Source organism: Ferruginibacter sp. (assembly GCF_049840995.1).
In the GTDB taxonomy this organism is placed as follows: domain Bacteria; phylum Bacteroidota; class Bacteroidia; order Chitinophagales; family Chitinophagaceae; genus Ferruginibacter.
In genome coordinates this window covers 81,975-98,220 of the sequence record NZ_JASGIP010000008.1, presented here as the reverse complement: position 1 = coordinate 98,220, position 16,246 = coordinate 81,975, and the positions used below count along the sequence as shown (strand labels likewise).

Below are 16,246 nucleotides of genomic sequence, written 5' to 3'. Positions count from 1 at the left end.
ATAGCTAATAGTTCGTTAAATTTGCAGTCTGTATTATTTTAAGACAGGTATATAAAGATATGATAAAGATTACATTACCGGATGGGGCCGTCAGGGAATATCAACAGGGTTCCTCTGCATTGGATGTTGCTAAGTCCATCAGTGAAGGATTGGCAAAAAAAGTATTGGCTGCAAATGTAAACGGCGAAGTATGGGATGCTACGAGGCCCATCAATAACGACGCCACTTTAAAACTGCTTACCTGGGATGATACGGACGGTAAATCAACATTCTGGCATTCCTCTGCCCACTTAATGGCCGAAGCGGTGGAAGATAAATTCCCGGGAGCAAAATTCTGGGTAGGGCCGCCTATTGACAATGGTTTGCAAAAAGGTTTTTATTACGATATTGACCTGGGCGACCGCAAACTGAGTGAAGAAGACCTGGCCGAGCTGGAGAAAAAAATGAACGAACTGGCAAAGCAGAACAACGCCTATAAACGTACTGAAAAATCGAAGGCGGATGCAGTAGCCTATTTTACTGATAAAGGCGACGAATACAAACTAGACCTGCTGCAGAACCTGCAGGATGGCAATATTACATTCTACACACAGGGCAATTTTACCGATCTGTGCCGTGGGCCGCATATTCCATCCACCGGTGCGATCAAAGCCATCAAGCTGATGAGCATTGCCGGCGCATACTGGAAAGGTGATGAAAAGAACAAACAACTCACCAGGATATACGGTGTAACATTTCCTAACCAGAAAGAGCTGGACGAATACCTGGCCCTTTTGGAAGAAGCAAAGAAAAGGGATCACCGTAAATTGGGTAAAGAGTTAGGCATATTTACTATGGATGATGATGTTGGACCTGGTTTGCCATTATGGTTACCCAACGGTACATTGATTATTGAAGAGCTGGAAAAACTGGCCAAGGAAACAGAAACTGCTGCCGGGTACAAAAGGGTGGTAACACCGCATATTGCCAAAGAAAGCATGTACCTCACCAGCGGTCACCTGCCGTACTATGCCGATAGTATGTTCCCGCCAATGGAAATGGATGGGGAAAAATATTACCTCAAGGCAATGAACTGTCCGCACCATCACAAAATATTTGATGCGGAACAGAAGAGCTATAAAGACCTGCCATTCCGTATTGCAGAGTATGGCACCTGTTACCGTTACGAACAGAGCGGTGAATTATTTGGCCTGATGCGGGTGCGTTGCCTGCACATGAACGATGCCCATATTTACTGCAACAGGGAGCAGTTTGCGCAGGAATTCAAAGCCGTTAATGAAATGTATATCAAGTATTTCAAAATATTTGGTGTAGATAAATATGTGATGCGCCTTTCGCTGCACGACCCTGCTAAACTGGGACAGAAATATGTGAACGAACCCGAACTGTGGAAAGAAACAGAAGATATGGTTCGCCAGGTATTGATCGATACCGGCACACCGTTTATTGAAGTACAGGATGAAGCAGCATTTTATGGTCCGAAAATTGACGTACAGATATGGAGCGCCATAGGAAAAGAATTTACCCTGGCCACTAACCAGGTGGATTTCAATTCGGGCCTCAAATTCAAATTATCCTTCACCAATCAGAATAACCAGCCGGAAGTTCCACTGATCATTCACAGGGCGCCATTAGGGACCCATGAGCGTTTTATCGGGTTCCTGCTGGAGCATTTTGCAGGTAAATTCCCAACCTGGCTGGCGCCGGTACAGGTGAAGATATTGCCCATCAGCGATAAGTTCATGGATTATGCAAATGCGGTATTGGAAAAACTGAAAAATGCAGGCATTCGTGCCGCTATCGACGACCGTAATGAAAAGATCGGCAAGAAGATCCGGGATACTGAATTATCGAAAACACCTTATATGCTGGTAATAGGCGAAAAAGAAATGAATGAGGGAAAAGCGGCTGTAAGGCGGCAGGGCAAGGGCGATATCGGTGTAAAAGATGTAGCTGAATTCATCAGCGAGATCTCGACAGAAATAAAAGAACGCTCAATAGTATAACGAAATTTCATTTCGTTCAAAAAAGGGTGTTTCAAGACGAAATTTCATTTCGTTTTGAAATACTAAAACGAAACGCTAATTTCGTATATATAAAAAGGCCAAAATTTCATTTCGGCAGACTTAACAAAAAGAACGAGATATAATTTCGTTGCACAAACAACATTGTAAACTAAAAATTGTAAATGGCATTTCCACCCAGACCGCCCCGCGGAGCGTTTAATCCACGTTTTAAAAAAGAACAACAGCAGGAACATCGTACCAATCACATGATTAAAGTACCCGAAGTACGTTTAGTTGGTGATAATGTAGATCCCGGAATTTACCCTACACCCGAAGCTATCCGCATAGCAAGAGACCAGGCTTTAGACCTGGTAGAAATTTCTCCGGGTGCTAATCCGCCGGTATGTAAGGTGATCGATTACAATAAATTCCTGTACGAAGAGAAGAAGAAGAAAAAAGAAATGAAAGCGAAATCCAAAACCAGCGAGGTAAAGGAAATTCGTTTTACACCCAATACAGACGATCACGATTTTGAGTTCAAGGTAAAACACGCCGAAAAGTTTTTGACCGATGGCGATAAAGTAAAAGCACACGTGCAGTTTAAAGGACGTGCCATCATGTTCAAAGAAAGAGGTGAATTATTATTGCTGAAATTTGCTGACCGGTTAAAAGATGTAGGCGCCCTGGAAGGCATGCCGAAAATGGAAGGTAAAAGGATGCTGGTAATGTTTGCACCCAAAGCGCAAAAGAAAAAATCCGGTTCGGAACTGGGTAAGTTAATTAAAGAAGATAAGCCTGCGGCACCGGTTGCCGCAGCGCCTAAAGCAGAAGGAACGAATTAAAATCAAAGTTCCTGATGCTGATAAATGAATACCAACGGGGAGCAATGCTTCCCGTTTTTATATCTCATCAATAATATACAATCTATCATAAATCTAAAATCGCAGATTCGAAATCTTAAATCGGCAATCGATGGATACCAGCCTCAACAAATACATCAGTGAAACCGGCTTCTGCAGCCGCAGGGAGGCAGATAAGTATATCGAGCAACTGCGGGTGACCATCAATGGCAAAGAAGCGCATAAGGGTAACCGTGTGGGCGAAAACGATGAAGTGCGGATAGATGGCGAAGTGATCAAAAAAAAGAAGAACAGCAGCGCCGTATATATTTTACTCAACAAACCCAAGGGCATTACCTGCACCACCGATCTTAAAGACAAGACCAATATTATTGACTTTGTGAATTACAAAAGCCGCATATTTCCTATTGGGCGGCTGGATAAAAGGAGCGAGGGATTGATATTTTTAACGAACGACGGCGATATTGTAAACAAAATATTGCGGGCGGGCAACAAACACGAAAAGGAATACATCGTGAGCGTTGATAAGCCCATCACCATCGATTTCATCAATAAAATGCGCAATGGTGTACGCATAGGCCACAACCTGGTTACACAAAAATGTTTTGTAAAGCAGGAGGGGCCCGACCGTTTCAAGATCATACTTACCCAGGGCCTGAACCGCCAGATAAGGCGCATGTGCGAAACGCTGGGCTACACGGTGGAATCGCTGAAAAGGATACGGATCATGAATATTACGCTGGCAGGTTTAGCACCGGGCAAGTGGCGGTATTTTACCCCCGCCGAAATTACCGTGGTTAACAATATGGTGGCCAACAGCAGTAAGACGGCAGAAGGGGATGGGGGAATGGATGAGTAGTGTACCGAAATTTTATTTCGGTCCCGTGTATCGAAATTTCATTTCGATGAACGATCGAAGTACAACTTCGATACACTAGACCGGCATCCGCATCTCTATCAACAGTTTTGAAAACCCTGCTTTTTCATACGCCGCAATGGCCGCCGCATTTTGATGATACACTTCCAATCTTAACTCCACCATATCTTTCGACGCCGCCCATTTGGATAATGCTTCCATGATCAATTTATTAATGCCTTTGCCACGATGCTGCGGCAGCACATACATAAAGCCGAGATAAGCATACCGGCTGTATTTTAAAAATGGTTTTGCTTCTTCAATACGTGCATAACCACTGCCCACCGGTGCGCCATTCAATGTTGCAACAACTAATTCCACCGTTTCAGAAAAGATCATTTTTTCAATGTCGTAATAGTTAATGCGGCTATCTTTTAACGTTACATCAAAGGGCCGTTCCGCAGCGATGACACCCTGCTCAAACTCAAGCAGGACGGGCATATCGTGGATGGTGGCGGGGCGTATGATTATATTATCCATAAACAATCGTATTTAAAACTATGGTTTTGCTTATACAAAACTTTAACAAATGCCGGTGTAGTATTTTTTAAACTTCTGTTACAGTAACAGGTCTATTATTACAAAGAAAGCAATTAAAAAAAACATTTATAACCAATAAAAAATTATTTTATGAAACAGTTCTTCTCAATCAAATTAAGTAAAGGTGAAAAGGTAGCGGTGATCGTTATCATGGCTTGGATCGTAGCTTCAATGTTTGTTCCTTTACCTGATGTGAATTCACTGGGTATGTAAGAATTTTGAACCAGCAATTATTATTACAGGCGTTAGAGATAACGCCTTTTTTATTTTTAAAAAGGAAGAAATATATTCAGCCTTTTTGCTGACCCAGTACCTGGTCCCGGTAAGCTTTAAAATTCGCATAGCCGTTTTTCTCCGGGTGCTCCAGGTCGATCATTTCGCCGCTGCCGGTATCATATATCTGCCAGCCATGTTTTTTAGAAATGGCCGCCAGTTCAAACAATCCCTCCTCGCCAAAAATACTCAACACCTTATAGGCTGATAACTTCCTGTCAGGAGTATATTCAATCCTGTAATTTGCGTTTTCTATCACTTTGTGATCTTCGTAGTGGATCATATTGCTGAAATGGGCTTCCAGCAGGCTGTCAAAATCAATGGGTATAAACTGGCTTTCGTCAATTGTTTCAACGGCGGCTATCTTTTGTGCAGAACTGAAAACAAATAGATCCCAACTCATTTTTTACTTTAATTTATTGATAATCAACTTATATTGCAGCGGTTTTAAAAACCATTCTTTCTAAAGAAAAAAGCTGTTGAGGTGATGATATCTGGCAATTTATCCTTATCTTTGCACCCCGAAAAAGAAAAGTTCTCTATTTCGACATTTCCCACAAGGTTCAAAAAGTTTCCGAAATTTCGGAACACCAGCAGGGAGTAACTAAAAAAAGTTATATAATGCCAAAGGTTAAAACCAACAGCAGCGCCAAGAAGCGCTTTAAAGTTACCGGTTCAGGTAAAATTACATTCCAGAAAGCTTTCAAACGTCACATTCTTACAAAAAAATCTACCAAGCGCAAACGTGCTATGCGTAAAGACGGCGTGGTTGCTGATGCAAACATGCACTTTGTAAAAAGGCTTTTAGGCTTGAAATAATTAACCATCAACTTTTAACTTTAAACTCATTTAAGATATGCCACGTTCAGTAAATGCAGTAGCCAGCAGGGCCCGCCGCAAAAGAATATTAAAAGCAGCCAAAGGTTTTTACGGCAAACGTAAAAATGTATATACCGTTGCTAAAAACGTTTTAGAAAAAGGACAAACCTACGCTTATGTAGGCCGTAAAGTAAAGAAAAGAGATTACCGTAGCCTGTGGATCGCTCGTATCAATGCGGCCGTTAGGGAAGAAGGGATCACTTACAGCGAATTCATTCACAAATTAGCCGCCAAGAATATTGATCTGAACCGTAAAGTTTTAGCCGACCTGGCCATGAACGAACCGGAAACCTTCAAAAAATTAGTGGCTTCTGTAAAATAATACAGGCTTAACAATTTATTAAAACTGTCCCCAAAAATTGGGGACAGTTTTTTTATGCCCAAATATTTTTCAATCATTTACATTTGTAAAAAATTTCACTAACCTATTAAGCAGTAAAGGAAATGGATAATACCTACAACGACCTGGTGAATCAAACCTTTAACTTTCCACAGGAAGATTTTAAAGTAAAGAATGATTACCTGCAGTACAACGATCTGGATATTAAAGCACTGATCGATAAGTACGGCACTCCTTTAAAACTCACGTACCTGCCCAAGATCGGCAAGCAGATCAGTAAGGCCAAGACGATGTTCTCCAATGCCTTTAAAAAACACAAATACGAAGGCAAATACAATTACTGCTATTGCACCAAAAGCTCGCATTTTTCTTTTATTGTGGAAGAAGCGCTGAAGAGTGATATTCACCTGGAAACTTCTTTCGCTTATGATATTGATATCATTAAAAAACTGTACGCCAAAAAGAAGATCACCAAGGATACATTTATCATCTGCAACGGTTATAAACAAAAGCCTTATACCAGCCGCATTGCCGGGCTGCTGAACAGCGGGTTCAAGAACGTGATCCCCGTACTGGATAATACGGAAGAATTAAGGGCTTATATCAAATCGGTGAAAGTGCCTTTTAACCTGGGTATCAGGGTGGCTGCGGATGAAGAACCGAACTTTCCTTTCTATACCTCACGGTTAGGCATACGTGCAAAAGATATCCTGGAATTTTATGTAGACAAGATAGAGGGTAATGAACACCGCTTCCAGTTAAAGATGCTGCATATATTTTTAAACAAGGGTATCAAAGATGATATCTATTACTGGAGTGAACTGAATAAAGTGATCAACCTGTACTGCCAGTTAAAAAAAATATGTCCTGAACTGGATTCCATCAATATCGGTGGCGGTTTTCCTATCAAACACTCGCTCGGTTTTGAATACGATTACCAGTTCATGATCAACGAGATCGTTCGCAATATTAAAGTGGCCTGCAAAAAAAGTAAGGTACCGATGCCGAATATCTTTACCGAATTCGGTAGCTACACCGTGGGAGAGAGCATGGCGCATATTTACAGCGTCATCGGCCAGAAGAACCAGAATGATAAGGAAACCTGGTACATGATCGATTCTTCTTTTATTACTACTTTACCCGATACCTGGGGCATTGGCGAAAAATTCCTGATGCTGCCCATCAATAAATGGGATAATGAATACCACCGTGTTGTACTGGGCGGTATTACCTGCGACAGTCATGATTATTATGACAGTGAGGAGCATATCAACGAAGTGTTTTTGCCAAAAGTGGGTGAGGGTGAACCTTTATATGTGGGCTTTTTTCATACCGGCGCTTACCAGGACCAGATAAGTGGTTATGGCGGCATTAAGCATTGCCTTATTCCTTCGCCCAAACACATTATTGTGGGCTACGATAAGAATGGAAAACTGGTGGACTGGGTGTATGCCAAGGAGCAAACGGCGCAAAGTATGCTGAAGATACTGGGGTATTAAAATAAATAAGCCCACAAGACTATTTCCTGCAGGTGGGCTATTTATAAAAAGTGGTGTTTTTTTGTCCACTCATATATCTAACGCATGGTTGCGTGATTTATTATGTGCTATTGCGTGGCCAGCTCTTCGGGCGCCTCATTTTTATGCTGTTTTTTAGCATGTTTCCTGGCCAGCCTGTTGTTGGGTTTGGTGCCCGTTTTATATTTATTATCAAGATAATACTTCCCATCCTGCGATCTCCAGTAGCGGTACCCTGACTGATCATCGTAATACATTTCGCCTTCTTTATTTACCTGGGCCTCTTTATCCGGAACCACGATGCAGAGCGGCGGGGTATAATTCTTTAAAGAAGCTACCTGGTTAGCGGCCTGCTTATCATCTTCAAAACGGGTATTGTCCACAGGATAATTCTTTTTATTACAGCTTATGATGAGCGCCGAGGCCAACAACAGCGTTAACCATTGATGTAATTTGCATTTTTTCATGAAAGATGGGTTATATATTTACCTCGCAATAATTTTACCAAAAAATGATCAATAACATTTTATGAAACAGTTTGTAATTTTTTTAACTTTTATCATACTATCTGTTACGGCTAACGCCCAATCGGCCGAAGATTCTGTAAAGGCTGTAGTGAACAAAATGTTTGATGCGATGAAGAACAGCGATGGTGCAACATTGAAAACAACTTTTGCCGACAGCGCCATTTTACAAACCATTGGCAGGAGCAAGGATGGAAAGACAATGATAGAGCATGATACGGTGGATGAATTTGCAACCATTGTTGGTAAAATGCCCAAAGGGGATGCGGATGAAAGAATTGTGTTTGATGTGGTGAAAGTAGATGGGCCTTTAGCGATCGTGTGGGCGCCTTACAAATTCTATTACAAAGGTAACTTCAGCCATTGCGGCATCGATTCATTTCAGCTGGTGCGGATAAACGGGGAGTGGAAGATACAATACCTGGTGGATACCAGGAGAAAAACGGGCTGTAACTAGCAGCAGCGCTATTTTAATTTAAGGTTAAGGGGTACAATATTCGCCTGCAAAAAACGTTTATTAGGCAAATCCTGATAAAATGAAAACAAATGTACCCCTTTTTAAGGCAGCAATATGCCTTACGATCTTGCTAAATGCTTGTGCATCAAGTAAAAACTCACTGGAATCTCATAATCCCGAAGCGGATAAGCCAAAAGAAAGCGCCGCCTGTTTTGTACAGCTGAAAGACGGTAGTTTTAAAAATTACACTACTTTAAAGCTGGTTACCGGACTTTTTAAAACACCGCATTTGCTGGGCGACGGTAATGTTGTGATCACCGCCGATGAGATCAAAGCTTACCAGGCCAATGAGCAGTACGCCATTTCTCAAAAAGAATTTACAGACAAAAAGCCAAGTTATGTTGCTTTGGAAGCCTTGCCTGGTTTTGCGGTGCGTATTGCCCGTGGTAAGATCAATGTTTACTCATTGAAATACTACAACGGCCACAATGCCACAGAAAAATTCTTCCTGCAATCGGGTGATGAAGGACAGATCAGCGCTTACAGCCCTGAACTGATGAACGAACTTTTAAAAGACAACAGCGAAGCCTACACTTTCTTTAATGAAAAGACCAAGTCGCTCGCTTTTAATAAGAAGTTGCTGACCTCGGTTGAACTCTACAACAATTCGAGGTACGTTTCTAAAAACTAATTATAAAGCCGGTTAATAGCCGGCTTTTTTTATTGCTTTGCTGCAACCGATTTAATGTAATTTGCCGGTATGAAAAATATTTTACTGGCAGCTGTTGTTATATGCCTTTTCTCCTGCAGCAGCAACCAACATCCCCGCATTTTGATCAGCACCAATTATGGCAATATAGAAGCTGAATTGTATCCTGATAAGGCGCCCAAAACGGTGGCGGCTTTTCTTTCTTATGTAGATTCAGGTTTGTTTAAGAACAGTTCTTTTTACAGGGTGCTGTTAGAAGAATCGATGGCATCGAATGATAATACAGGACTTATACAGGGCGGCATCTGGCAAAGCAACAGTAAAAAAGCTATGGCTTTGCCGGGTATTGAACATGAATCGCCGAGGCAAACGGGCCTGTCGCATACCAATGGCACATTATCACTGGCCAGATCGAAGCCAGGCACGGCCAATTCGGAATTCTTTATCTGTATCGGCAACCAGGAAGGGTATGATAAAAGTACAGGTGTGGATGGGGATGAACTGGGCTATGCCGCGTTTGGCAAGGTAACCAGTGGTATGGAAATAGTGCGGAAGATACAGGAACAACCGGCGAATGGCCAGTCGTTTACAAATCCCATATTGATCAAAAACATAGAACGGCTTTAACCAATAAAAAAGGGTTCTGCATGGCAGAACCCTAATAAATTGTACAGCAAGTATCGCTTAGAAAGCAACCACCGCCACTAAAGCTAAAAATCCATAAAATGCAGCGATAATACCTATTGCGGCAAAAGTGTCTGCGACAACAGGAGCGTAAATCTTTTTCATTTCTTACGGTTTAAATTGTTAAAAAATTAGGCTCAAAGACCTGATTTCCACGGGGATACACAAAAGAAATAGATTACAAAAAAGAGATACTAAGGGGAGATGGTATTGATAGGCATTGAATCGTTACTGCAAAGCTATGACTATTATTGATGTTTGCAAATTTTTTTGACGGAAATTTACCTAAAACCCAATACTGCATTCATTTTGATGGCTTTTTGCATGATTTATTTTGTTTACGCTAACATTTTTGCAATTTCTTAAATAAATAAGCTTGTAGCTTTGCAGCGCCCTTTTACCGGGAGTTTTTTAAACCAGCATGGCATATTTGGAAGAATTTATTGCGTCAGGCATACTGGAATTGTATGCGGCAGGGCTTACCAGTCCTGAAGAGAATGCAGCTGTGCAGCAAATGGTTTCCCTTCATCCTGCTGTTGCTGATGAAATTAACAGTATTACCGCAGCTTTGCAACATTATGCCGATAGCATGGCTATTGCACCTAATCCTGCTGTTAAGGCTTTTTTACTGGCTACAATCGATTATACGGAACGTATCTCAAACGGGGAGGAAGTAAGTTTTCCACCGGAGATCCATAATAATTCCACCATTGCGGATTACAGTAAGTGGCTTGACCTTGCTGATATGCAGGCTCCGGCAGCTATGCCGCTGCTGTACGCAAGGATCATTGGCTATACAGAAACCATGACAACGGCCATTGCATGGATTAAAGAAATGGCGCCACAGGAAGTACACGATAACGAGATAGAAAAATTTTTGATCGTGGAAGGTTCCTGCGATATCACCATTGGTTCTACAGTGCATCACCTGGTGGCAGGAGATGTGCTGAGTATCCCTTTACACGAACATCATTTTGTACAGGTAACTTCTCCAGTTCCCTGCAAAGTAATATTGCAGCGTATTGCAGCTTAGTTTTTATTTAAATGCCCAGACTCCAGCCATCGCGGTAAGTGCGTTTTACAAACTGGTTGGCCTCATCAAAATTAGTGATCTTCATATTGGCGCCATCCCATAACAGTTTAATGCCGCGTCCAGGGTAGTCGTAACTGTTAGTATCGGTCGGGCGGGGCTTTCTTATATCATAACTCCTGATGGCAAGATTTCCCATCAATACGGTTTCTGTCAATGGTCCTGCAATGCTGAAGGGTGAACTGAGGTTATTGGCTTCGGTGCTGTTGTAGCCGGCAATGCAGGCTTCCACCCATTGTTTATAGTGGCCATTGGCGCCGCCTGGTACTCTTGCTATTGTTACCGGTGTTTTTACTTCCTGGTTGCGGGAGAGCGGTAATAACCTTGCATTGGCGCCATAAGTATCGCACATCATTTTTCCTTTGGTGCCCACAAAGATCACGCCGTTACCTCCGTCGCCCATTTTTTCATTGGGTCCAAGTTCTTCGGGCCTTTCGGGTTGTATACCACCATCCATCCAATGCATCACGATGTGTTCCTTTGCTTTTTTTCCATCGAATTTTAAAGTTACATGCGATGCTGCAGGGGCGCTTTCGGGATAATAACCACGCTTGAACGGACCTGTATAGTAAGAGCTCACGCTGCAAGTGGCTTCTGTTGGATAGCCAAGACCGAGCACACGGAAAGGCGCTTCTATCAGGTGACAACCCATATCTCCGAGGGCGCCGGTGCCATAATCCCACCAGCCTCTCCAGTTAAAGGGTGCGATATTTTCCACGTAATCTTTTTGCGGTGCGGTTCCCAGCCACAGGTTCCAGTCCAGCTCTGCCGGTACCGGCGCAGATTTGGCGGGCCATGCAATGCCTTGCGGCCAAACGGGCCTGTCTGTCCAGATGTACACATCATGCACATGGCCTATCACGCCCGCATTAAACCATTCCCGCAACTGCCTTACACCATCGCCGGAAGAACCCTGGTTGCCCATTTGTGTTACCACTTTATATTTCAATGCTGCTTCAGTGAGCATTCTTGCTTCGTAAATATCATGCGCCAATGGTTTTTGCACGTACACATGCTTGCCCAGCTGCATAGCTGCCATGGCCTGTATGGCATGGTTGTGATCGGGTGTGGATACAGATACGGCATCAAAATTCTTGTGTTCTTTATCCAGCATCTCCCGGAAATCTTTATAATATTTTGCTTTGGGAAAACGTGTCTTGCTGTTCACTGCCTGCCGGTCGTCCACATCGCATAAAAAGGCGATATCGGCTTTTCCACTTTTAAAAAATTCATTCAGGTCGCCTTCGCCTTTGCCACCGGCGCCAATGCCGGCTACTATCAACCGGTCGCTGGGGGCAACAAATCCTCTGCCCAAAACATGGCGGGGCACAATGTAAAAAGCTGCACCCAGTGTAAGCGTGTTTTTAATGAATTGCCTGCGGGAATTATTTGCTGCAGTGATGGTCTTGTTTTTTTTCATAAGCGATGTTTAACCGTTAAAAAGCGTTTCTGCAATTTAATTTAAATCAAATTTCTATAAGCGACCTTATTTTTTAATTATTTTTAAAATCGAATTATTTAAATCAAAGAAGCTATAAGTTACTTACTTTTACAAAAAATATCTATATGAAGCTTTTTGTTGCTGGCTTGCCGTATGACCTGGATGATGCAGAGCTGGAAGAAATATTTGAAAAGTTTGGCAAGGTTACTTCTGCCAAAGTTGCTATTGACAAAGAAACTGGTAAGAGCCGTGGCTTTGGTTTTGTTGATATGCCCGACCGCACTGAGGCAAAAGATGCAATGGACAGTCTTAACGAGATCTCTTTAGGCAAGAAGCCTTTGGTAATAAAGGAAGCTGAAGAACGCAGTGGCCCCCCAAGCAATAACAGGGGTGGTGGCGGATATAATGGTGGCGGAGGCGGTGGTGGTTACCGTGGCGGTAACGACCGTGGTGATCGTGGTGGTGGTAATTTTAACCGCGACAGGAACCGTTATTAATTGAAACTGCTGCACATACCTTACGGGTATGCTGAACCATGTAATCATTTAATTTTAAGACCTACAGTAATTGCTGCATCTGCAGCGGGTATTGCTGTGCGGCCAATAAACCAAACCAATCATGAGTGATATAGTATTAACTAAAGGAGAGATACACACCAATAAGGGCGTAATGCAATTTGAATTGTATGATGATGATGCGCCGATAGCTGTGGCCAATTTTAAAAAGCTGATCAGCGAAGGTTTTTATAACGGGTTGACTTTTCACCGGGTGATACCCAATTTTATGGTGCAGGGCGGTTGCCCGAACGGCAGGGGCGATGGTGGACCTGGCTACACGATTAAATGCGAGCTGAATGGCAGTAAGCAATACCACGACAGGGGCGTGATCTCGATGGCGCACCGTGGTTTGAATACCGGAGGTTCGCAGTTCTTTATCTGCCATAACCGCAGCAACACCAAGCACCTGGACGGTGTGCATACCTGCTTTGGAAAAGTTACCGGCGGTATTGATGTGATAGATGATATAAGGGCAGGAGATGTAATGGAAAAAGTGATATTGCTGTAAGGCAGTATTTTAAAAGCATACGTTAAATGAAGGCCGGTTAACTCAATAACCGGCCTCACTATTTACATCACTAACTATAAAAAATTATAAGATCAGCACGCTGTTGCTGCCGCCGTATTCATTTGGTTGTTCGCTGTCTGCCTCCGGTTCGTTTACCCACACCGATTCATTGATCCTGTATTTGAACTGATGCTGAGAGTTTTTTGGTAAAGACACATCTACTGTAAAGCTGCCGTCTTTTTTCTTGCTCATAACAATGGAATTGTTCCAGTCGCTGTTAAGGCCGAGTACTTCTACAGTATTGGCATCATCAGCATTGTACACAAATTTTACCTTGCAGTAATCTTTGGTTTTGAAATACGTTTTCTGAATCATTTGTTTTCTTTTTAGTTAAAATAATACATTTTTTGTGCAGCAATATGCCGTACAAAAAAAACATAATAAGTTAATATAGCAGGCTGATAAGGTGATCGTTAAGCGAAACCCGGGGCAGAGATCTCAATGCAGTGCAAAGCCGTGAATAAAACCCGGGCGCTGGTTTACATACCTCTTAATACACTTTAAGTAAAAAGGTAACCCATAAATATGGTTACCGCAATACTTTTTGGTGCTGAAAGCGCCAATGGACTTACTTTATGCTTCGTTATCAATGAAACTGCTCAAAACAAAAAGAACTTATAAGCACCCTTGTAAAAGCACCTATAAGTTCAGTTTTTGTTTTTTGCGGGAAATACAGTATCGCCGGCAGGCTATTGTTGTTCCGGTAAGGCTTACAATACCACCATGTCATTTTCATTAACCGTAGTTTTTTCGATTAAACTGGTGGTTGCAGAAAAAGATTTGCTGTAAACTTTATTACCTGATAACAGTTTAAAGTTTAATTCCTGTCCGTCTTTCTTCTCGATTCTGAAAGTCTGTTGTTTCAAACTTGCTTTCCAGCTTTGAGAATATAGCTCGCCTTCTGATTTGTCGTTAATTTTCAGCATTGAAAAGTCGCTGCTTGGGTTGGTGATCTCTACCTGGAAATAAAGGTAGTCATCTTCGCTGCCAATGTACTTTACAGTAAATGGTTCAGTTGCTTTTACAGTTTTAGCTGCAGTTTGAGCAGAAGCGGTAGTTGCAAATAATACTACTGCTACCAGTGCTGTTGCGATGTTTTTGAGATTTTTCATTTTGTTTTAATTTTAAAGGTTACTAATTAATACTTATTTTTTAAAGGTTGTTTTGTCATTTGTTTTGCCGGTTGTACCATACAACCAACGGTTAAAGAACTTCGTTCATGCAGCAGGCTAATGTTAAAAGATTATTTCGATATGGCAGGCAAACGGATAAAGTGCGCAGGGCAACTTTTTATGAAGAAACAGTGTTTACAGGTGTTGTTGAAAATTTACCTGTTGTTGTAAGAGCACTGATTAATTCTGATGCAAACATACAACGGCATTTTGGGGCATTGTAATCGATTTACTACAAATTTTATTACTCCAAAATAGTTAAAAAAATCCTTAAAGCCTTGCTGGCAGCGGGTTTCAAAAAAATACTTTAATTACAGCCAACCCATTTTAAGGCCTTCAAAAAAGATGAAATTGTTATGTTTTTGCGTGGAAATACTTACGTAACCGGCATTTTGTATTAAAAATACGTAGTAGTGTGACAGCGTAGTTTAATCACATTTTTTTCACAATAAGCCTTTGAACCCTAACAAATTAACATATTATAGTAATTTTAAAAAAATATTTTACCCAGATGTTCCTTCCTACTAACCAAAAAAGATTTCTTACTGTATTCGTATGCCTTTTAAGTACCCTTTTTGCAAACGCACAAAACAGCTTTAAACTTAAATACGATAATTCATCCGTTTATGCGGGCATTGAAGTGGGTTCCAAAGGTGTGAAGATGAGTGTACTTGAAATTGGAAAAAATGCACAAAAGACCGGCGCTTTCAATGTTTTAAAAGACACTTCTGTTAACTCGGATTTCATCAGTTTTTCTCCCGCTACTTTCCAGGCTACTTTATCGGCGCTTACAAGTCTCTATAATACTGCCGCGAAAGAATACAACATTACACCCAACAGCATTTTTACCGTGGTGAGCAGTGGTGTAAAAGTGCAGGCAGAAAAAGATAATAAAGACAGCTGGATCAATAACCTGATCGACTCTTTTAAAGCAAGGATCAGCGATCCGCAACGCAATGTGGCTGTAGTGGATGTATTGCAGGAAGCAAGATTATCGCACCTGGGTATTGTACCGGAATCAAGAAGGTATACTACTTTCCTGATCGATATTGGAAGTGGTAATACCAAGGGTGGTTTCTTTCCTAACGGTGACACCAAGACGATGAAATTATTCCAGCTGAGCTGGGGTACCAAGAGTACTGCCAATGCCACTGAAAAAAGATGTGAAGACGATAAAACGATCGACAACTATAACAAACAGCTTACCAGGGTGCTTACAGGTGCCGAAAATTCGGAGATCATTTACATGGTGAATGAGAGCGGCGCTTACCCGATGAGCGATTATATTGCCTTTAGCGGTGGTATTGCCTGGTCGATCGCTACGTTGCTGTATCCTGAACTGATCAGCAATTCGGTAGTGCCGGTTACTTATGATGAAGTGTTGAAATTCAGCGAACGTATCTACAAGAATTATCCCTCAATATCCGAAGATGCCATGTTAAAATCCATCACCGACAAAACCCTGGACAAGGTTACTATTGGCAGGGAAGTAAAAAGGGTGAACCAGGTTTTTGATCAGCGCTCCTTAATGGCGGGTACTGGTCTCCTGTTAAAGATCATGCGCCAGTTTGAAGGTGTTTACGAAAAGAAACAATTCTTCCTTGTCAAGAACGGCCAGGTGGGTTGGATCTCTGCATACGTAGACCAGCATATCAAATAGCTTTTGGTTAAACAACTCCACTTAACGTGACAGTAGTTTTCATCAAGTAATAT

Annotated in this window: 21 protein-coding genes; 15 read left to right on the top strand and 6 right to left on the bottom strand. The window is 41.9% G+C overall.

From position 1 onward, the window contains the following. Positions 1 to 59: 59 nt before the first annotated feature. From thrS to rluF, 3 genes are all read left to right on the top strand, one after another. Positions 60 to 2,006, top strand: a complete 1,947-nt coding sequence (gene thrS, locus QM738_RS21285; protein WP_462278777.1) for a threonine--tRNA ligase — start codon at positions 60 to 62, stop codon at positions 2,004 to 2,006. 182 nt (positions 2,007 to 2,188) lie between these two features. Continuing rightward, on the top strand, positions 2,189 to 2,848 hold the full coding sequence (gene infC / locus QM738_RS21280) for a translation initiation factor IF-3 (protein ID WP_462278776.1): 660 nt from the start codon (positions 2,189 to 2,191) through the stop codon (positions 2,846 to 2,848). A 130-nt stretch (positions 2,849 to 2,978) separates the two neighbouring features. Continuing rightward, on the top strand, positions 2,979 to 3,725 hold the full coding sequence (gene rluF, locus QM738_RS21275) for a 23S rRNA pseudouridine(2604) synthase RluF (RefSeq protein WP_462278775.1): 747 nt from the start codon (positions 2,979 to 2,981) through the stop codon (positions 3,723 to 3,725). A gap of 75 nt (positions 3,726 to 3,800) precedes the next feature. On the opposite strand, the gene QM738_RS21270 is transcribed toward rluF, so the two are convergent. Continuing rightward, positions 3,801 to 4,262 (bottom strand): GNAT family N-acetyltransferase, encoded by a 462-nt coding sequence (locus tag QM738_RS21270; RefSeq protein WP_462278774.1) that lies wholly within the window; start codon positions 4,260 to 4,262, stop codon positions 3,801 to 3,803. Positions 4,263 to 4,412: 150 nt separating this feature from the next. On the opposite strand from QM738_RS21270, the gene QM738_RS21265 reads away from it, so the two are divergent. Next, entirely contained in the window at positions 4,413 to 4,535 is a 123-nt protein-coding gene (locus QM738_RS21265) for a hypothetical protein (protein ID WP_462278773.1), read from the top strand. A 76-nt stretch (positions 4,536 to 4,611) separates the two neighbouring features. Here the strand turns inward: QM738_RS21265 and QM738_RS21260 are convergent, their stop codons facing one another. Beyond that, positions 4,612 to 4,998 carry a hypothetical protein gene (locus tag QM738_RS21260; RefSeq protein WP_462278772.1) on the bottom strand — a complete coding sequence of 129 codons (387 nt, stop codon included), beginning with the start codon at positions 4,996 to 4,998 and terminating at the stop codon, positions 4,612 to 4,614. Positions 4,999 to 5,216: 218 nt separating this feature from the next. On the opposite strand from QM738_RS21260, the gene rpmI reads away from it, so the two are divergent. The 3 genes from rpmI to QM738_RS21245 all read left to right on the top strand — a co-directional run bounded on the left by rpmI (position 5,217) and on the right by QM738_RS21245 (position 7,313). Further along, on the top strand, positions 5,217 to 5,414 hold the full coding sequence (gene rpmI, locus QM738_RS21255; protein WP_462278771.1) for a 50S ribosomal protein L35: 198 nt from the start codon (positions 5,217 to 5,219) through the stop codon (positions 5,412 to 5,414). A 37-nt stretch (positions 5,415 to 5,451) separates the two neighbouring features. After that, positions 5,452 to 5,796, top strand: a complete 345-nt coding sequence (gene rplT / locus QM738_RS21250; RefSeq protein ID WP_462278770.1) for a 50S ribosomal protein L20 — start codon at positions 5,452 to 5,454, stop codon at positions 5,794 to 5,796. 122 nt (positions 5,797 to 5,918) lie between these two features. Next, on the top strand, positions 5,919 to 7,313 hold the full coding sequence (locus tag QM738_RS21245) for a type III PLP-dependent enzyme domain-containing protein (RefSeq protein WP_462278769.1): 1,395 nt from the start codon (positions 5,919 to 5,921) through the stop codon (positions 7,311 to 7,313). A gap of 107 nt (positions 7,314 to 7,420) precedes the next feature. Here QM738_RS21245 and QM738_RS21240 read toward each other — a convergent pair whose 3' ends face one another. Continuing rightward, positions 7,421 to 7,798, bottom strand: coding sequence for a hypothetical protein (locus QM738_RS21240; RefSeq protein WP_462278768.1), 378 nt, complete (start codon positions 7,796 to 7,798; stop codon positions 7,421 to 7,423). A 61-nt stretch (positions 7,799 to 7,859) separates the two neighbouring features. Between QM738_RS21240 and QM738_RS21235 the strand changes: the two genes are divergently transcribed. The 4 genes from QM738_RS21235 (at position 7,860) to QM738_RS21220 (ending at position 10,738) form a co-directional block, all read left to right on the top strand. Continuing rightward, positions 7,860 to 8,312 (top strand): nuclear transport factor 2 family protein, encoded by a 453-nt coding sequence (locus QM738_RS21235; protein WP_462278767.1) that lies wholly within the window; start codon positions 7,860 to 7,862, stop codon positions 8,310 to 8,312. Between the two features lie 79 nt (positions 8,313 to 8,391). Continuing rightward, positions 8,392 to 9,003 (top strand): hypothetical protein, encoded by a 612-nt coding sequence (locus tag QM738_RS21230; RefSeq protein ID WP_462278766.1) that lies wholly within the window; start codon positions 8,392 to 8,394, stop codon positions 9,001 to 9,003. A gap of 69 nt (positions 9,004 to 9,072) precedes the next feature. After that, positions 9,073 to 9,648, top strand: coding sequence for a peptidylprolyl isomerase (locus QM738_RS21225; RefSeq protein ID WP_462278765.1), 576 nt, complete (start codon positions 9,073 to 9,075; stop codon positions 9,646 to 9,648). A 478-nt stretch (positions 9,649 to 10,126) separates the two neighbouring features. Next, positions 10,127 to 10,738, top strand: a complete 612-nt coding sequence (locus QM738_RS21220; RefSeq protein WP_462278764.1) for a cupin domain-containing protein — start codon at positions 10,127 to 10,129, stop codon at positions 10,736 to 10,738. 7 nt (positions 10,739 to 10,745) lie between these two features. Here QM738_RS21220 and QM738_RS21215 read toward each other — a convergent pair whose 3' ends face one another. Next, complete coding sequence (locus QM738_RS21215) at positions 10,746 to 12,215, bottom strand: Gfo/Idh/MocA family protein (protein WP_462278763.1); 1,470 nt, start codon at positions 12,213 to 12,215, stop codon at positions 10,746 to 10,748. Positions 12,216 to 12,361: 146 nt separating this feature from the next. Here QM738_RS21215 and QM738_RS21210 point away from each other — a divergent pair, with 146 nt between their 5' ends. Both QM738_RS21210 and QM738_RS21205 read left to right on the top strand, forming a co-directional pair. Beyond that, the gene (locus tag QM738_RS21210; protein WP_462278762.1) at positions 12,362 to 12,733 is read left to right on the top strand and encodes an RNA recognition motif domain-containing protein; all 372 of its coding nucleotides are present in this window, start codon (positions 12,362 to 12,364) and stop codon (positions 12,731 to 12,733) included. A gap of 121 nt (positions 12,734 to 12,854) precedes the next feature. Further along, positions 12,855 to 13,301, top strand: coding sequence for a peptidylprolyl isomerase (locus QM738_RS21205; RefSeq protein ID WP_462278761.1), 447 nt, complete (start codon positions 12,855 to 12,857; stop codon positions 13,299 to 13,301). Between the two features lie 84 nt (positions 13,302 to 13,385). Here the strand turns inward: QM738_RS21205 and QM738_RS21200 are convergent, their stop codons facing one another. Both QM738_RS21200 and QM738_RS21195 read right to left on the bottom strand, forming a co-directional pair. Then, entirely contained in the window at positions 13,386 to 13,676 is a 291-nt protein-coding gene (locus QM738_RS21200) for an isoamylase early set domain-containing protein (RefSeq protein WP_462278760.1), read from the bottom strand. Positions 13,677 to 14,071: 395 nt separating this feature from the next. After that, positions 14,072 to 14,473, bottom strand: coding sequence for a hypothetical protein (locus tag QM738_RS21195; RefSeq protein ID WP_462278759.1), 402 nt, complete (start codon positions 14,471 to 14,473; stop codon positions 14,072 to 14,074). A gap of 107 nt (positions 14,474 to 14,580) precedes the next feature. On the opposite strand from QM738_RS21195, the gene QM738_RS21190 reads away from it, so the two are divergent. Next, positions 14,581 to 14,757 (top strand): hypothetical protein, encoded by a 177-nt coding sequence (locus QM738_RS21190; RefSeq protein ID WP_462278758.1) that lies wholly within the window; start codon positions 14,581 to 14,583, stop codon positions 14,755 to 14,757. A gap of 287 nt (positions 14,758 to 15,044) precedes the next feature. Then, positions 15,045 to 16,193, top strand: coding sequence for a hypothetical protein (locus QM738_RS21185; protein WP_462278757.1), 1,149 nt, complete (start codon positions 15,045 to 15,047; stop codon positions 16,191 to 16,193). Positions 16,194 to 16,246: the final 53 nt, after the last annotated feature.